At 75.6% G+C, this 1589-nt stretch carries 2 protein-coding genes; one reads left to right on the top strand and one right to left on the bottom strand.

All coding sequences use genetic code 11. The features are described from left to right. A partial coding sequence (locus tag HMPREF3105_RS01435) for an anti-sigma factor (RefSeq protein ID WP_141762383.1) occupies positions 1 to 794 on the top strand: 794 nt, incomplete at its 5' end. A gap of 22 nt (positions 795 to 816) precedes the next feature. Here HMPREF3105_RS01435 and HMPREF3105_RS01440 read toward each other — a convergent pair. After that, the coding region (locus tag HMPREF3105_RS01440; protein WP_070708603.1) for a PIG-L deacetylase family protein at positions 817 to 1589 on the bottom strand (773 nt) is incomplete at its 5' end.

The following is a 1589-nucleotide window of genomic DNA, read 5'->3' on the forward strand; positions in this document are numbered from 1 at the left end:
ACGTGCGCGAGGACGTGGACGCCGGCCGCACACTCGAGCTGGCCGACCTCTCGGCCGTGCACGCGCTCGACACGGCCGGGCACACCGCGGCCTTCTCCGCCGTGCAGCGGCGGGGCGGCGAGCTGGCCCGGTGGCGCTCCCGGGTGGACGGTGCGCGCCAGGCGGTGGCCTGGGCGTTCCGGTCCGTGACGGCCGAGCCGCCGTCGGCCCTGCTCGACGAGGTCCTGCGTCGCCTGCCCGCCCAGGACGTGGGCATGGACCTGATCGGCGACGAGTCCGCCCCCGCCGGCCCGCCGCGGGACCGCCTGCGCTGGCTCAAGGTGACCGCCCTCCTGCTGCTCGCGGCCCTCGTGCTCGGCGTCGGCGGGTGGACGGTGTGGAGCCAGTTCACACGGCCGGGCATCGTGCACCGCATCGACCAGTCGAAGGACCTGTTCACGACCTCGGAGTACCCGGCCCAGGACGGCGGCACGGTCCAGGCGTTCCTGTCCCGGGAGCAGAACAGCGGCTACCTGACGATCAGCGGGATGCCCCAGCTGCCGGAGGGTCAGTCCTACCAGCTGTGGCTCTACCCCTCGGACGGCACGGCCCCGGCCTCGCTCGGCACGTACGACGCCAACGGCTTCGGCGAGCCCATCACCTTCCGGGGGCTGGACCGCTTCGCGGCGATGGGCATCTCCGTGGAGCCCAGCTCGGGCTCGGAGGTGCCGACGTCGGAGCCCGTCGTCGGCGTGGACCTCGACCCCACCGCGCAGACCGGCCCGCGCTACGGCGGTCGGCCGAGCACCAACTGAGATCCCCCGCAGGGGGGGCGGTTCAGAACCCGGCGATGGTGCTCGGACCGTTGACCGTGACCAGGTGGAACGCCTCGGCGTGACCCGGCGCGGCGGCCGGGCCGGCGGCGCGCCGGTGATGTTCGGCCATCTGGGCGAGCACGTGCCGCCGCATCGCGTCGACGTCCGGGTGCTGGGAGAGGTGGGCGTCGAGGGCGCGCAGCTTCTGCTCCGCCAGGCCCGTGACGTCCACGACCGTGTTCCGGCGCGCGGCGGGGGCGGCGTACAGCAGCAGGTTCCGGACCTTGAACGCCTCGAGCCCCTCCGCCGCGAGCTCCGGGTACGCGTACGGGTTCTCGGCCGCCGGGTACGCGGCGCGCACCACGGCCTCGCCGCAGGCGAGGTGGTCCGGGTGGGCGGCCTGCATCCGCTCCCAGTCCCGCTCCGGGTGGGTGCTGAGCACCACGTCCGGGCGGACGCGGCGCATCAGCGCCACGAGCTTGCGGCGCACGCCGTGGTCCGGCTCGAGGTGTCCGTCGCGCTCGCCGAGGAAGTGGACCTCGGCGGCACCGACGACGGCGGCGGCCGCGCGCTGTTCGGCGTGCCGGCGGGCGGTCATCGCCTCCGGGCCCTCCGAGTCGAAGCCGCCGGCGTCCCCGTCCGTCACGATGCACAGCTCGATGTGCAGCCCGGCCGCGCGGAAGCCGGCCAGGGTGGCGGCGGCCCCGAAGTCGAGGTCGTCCGGGTGGGCGCCGACGGCCAGGACCCGGCGCCAGCCGTGGTGGGCCGCGAGCGCGGCGGGGGTGGTGAGCGTGG

Origin of the sequence: Micrococcus sp. HMSC31B01 (assembly GCF_001816085.1) — a bacterium.
GTDB classification, from domain to species: domain Bacteria; phylum Actinomycetota; class Actinomycetes; order Actinomycetales; family Micrococcaceae; genus Micrococcus; species Micrococcus luteus.